Raw genomic sequence first — 1515 nt, forward strand, 5'->3', positions numbered from 1 at the left:
CTGCCGTCCGCCTTCGCGATGGAACCGTTGAACTTCTTGTGCAGCACCGCCCGGTCGCCGTCGACATCGATGTCGCGCATGTTGGTGACCCGAAAAAGCGCCTCGCGCAGCGGCTCGGCGAATTTCGTCGCTGCGGTTTCCTTGGCCTGGCGCAGCCATTCGTCGCGATAGGCGGCGAGCGTCGGAAACTGCAGCCGCCAGGCATCCGCGTCGTTGAGGAAATGCGCATGCATGCCGAAGAAGCTTTCGGCGACGAAATCGTCCTCGACCATCGACCAGTCCTGCGAGAGAAAGGCGTCGATGTCGCGCCGCACCAGCATGTCCCACAGCGCATGACGATCGGCGTCGCCGGCCGGAAACGGGTTCTTGTCGAAGGTCATTTTCTTTCTCCCGGATCGCGACCGGCATGGCGGCGCAACATGCTGATCCACTTCTAGCAAAGCAACATCCATCTCGAAAAATATTGCTCTCCAGCCAGCGGCACTAGGAGGATCGCGCCAATAGGGATAGAGGGTCGGCAACGGCAGACTCCGAACAGTCCTGCCATGTCTGAACAGGAGGCTATTTCTTGCCCAAGCAGTGTTTCGGAACATCGCATGTGCCGCTATCCCCCGCGGTCCGTGCGGGCGACTTCGTCTATGTCTCTGGCCAGGTGCCGGTCGGAAGCGACGGTATGGTCGTCCAGGGTGGCATCGTCGAGCAGACCGAGCAGGTGCTTCAGAACATCAATGCGGCCCTGGCGCTTGCCGGCTGCACCATGGACGATGTGGTCAAGACGACGGTCTGGCTGGAGGACGCGCGCGACTTCGGCACCTTCAACACCGTCTATGCCAGGCATTTCCCGAAGCATCCGCCGGCCCGCACGACGGTCGAGTCGCGGCTGATGATCGACATCAAGATCGAGGTCGAGGCCGTCGCCTATCGGCCGCTCTGACAGAGAGACCAGAACAACCGGAGGCTGCCCGATGCAATTCGATCTCCTGATAAAGGGCGGCCGCCTTATCGATCCGGCTTCCGGGCTCGATGCGCCACGTGACCTCGCCTTCGCCAACGGCCATGTCGCCGCGATCGAAGCGGCGATCGACGCCGAACACGCGAAACAAGTGATCGACGCGAGGGATTGCCTCGTCACGCCCGGCCTCATCGACCTGCACAGCCACGTCTACTGGGGCGGCACCTCGCTCGGTGTCGACGCCGACCGGCTCGCGGCGAAGAGCGGCACCACTACCTTCATCGACGCCGGCAGCGCCGGCGCGGGCAATTTCCTCGGCTTTCGCCGCCACGTCATCGAGCGTTCGAAGGTCCGCATCCTCGCCTACGTCAACATCTCCTTCGCCGGCATTTTCGGTTTCTCGCAAACGGTCTCTGTCGGCGAATGCAGCGATCTGAGGCTCTGCGAGCCGCGCGAAACGGTGGCTGCCGTTCGCGAGCACGCCGATGTCGTCGTCGGCGTCAAGGTCCGCTCCGGCCGTCACGCCGGCGGCACCAGCGGCATCGCCCCGGTCGACCTGGCGC

3 protein-coding genes are annotated in these 1515 nt (G+C 63.6%); 2 read left to right on the top strand and 1 reads right to left on the bottom strand.

Annotated features, from left to right (window positions below; genetic code table 11):
• Positions 1–380 (bottom strand): hypothetical protein (locus EN742_RS34700; RefSeq protein ID WP_128333859.1); only part of this gene is annotated, 380 nt, incomplete at its 3' end.
• Positions 381–568: 188 nt separating this feature from the next.
• Between EN742_RS34700 and EN742_RS34705 the strand changes: the two genes are divergently transcribed.
• Together EN742_RS34705 and EN742_RS34710 are read left to right on the top strand one after the other, a co-directional pair.
• The gene (locus EN742_RS34705) at positions 569–934 is read left to right on the top strand and encodes a RidA family protein (RefSeq protein WP_126058334.1); all 366 of its coding nucleotides are present in this window, start codon (positions 569–571) and stop codon (positions 932–934) included.
• A gap of 31 nt (positions 935–965) precedes the next feature.
• On the top strand, positions 966–1515 hold a 550-nt coding region (locus EN742_RS34710), incomplete at its 3' end, for an amidohydrolase family protein (protein WP_148670512.1).

The organism is Mesorhizobium sp. M4A.F.Ca.ET.020.02.1.1, assembly GCF_004022645.1.
GTDB lineage: Bacteria > Pseudomonadota > Alphaproteobacteria > Rhizobiales > Rhizobiaceae > Mesorhizobium.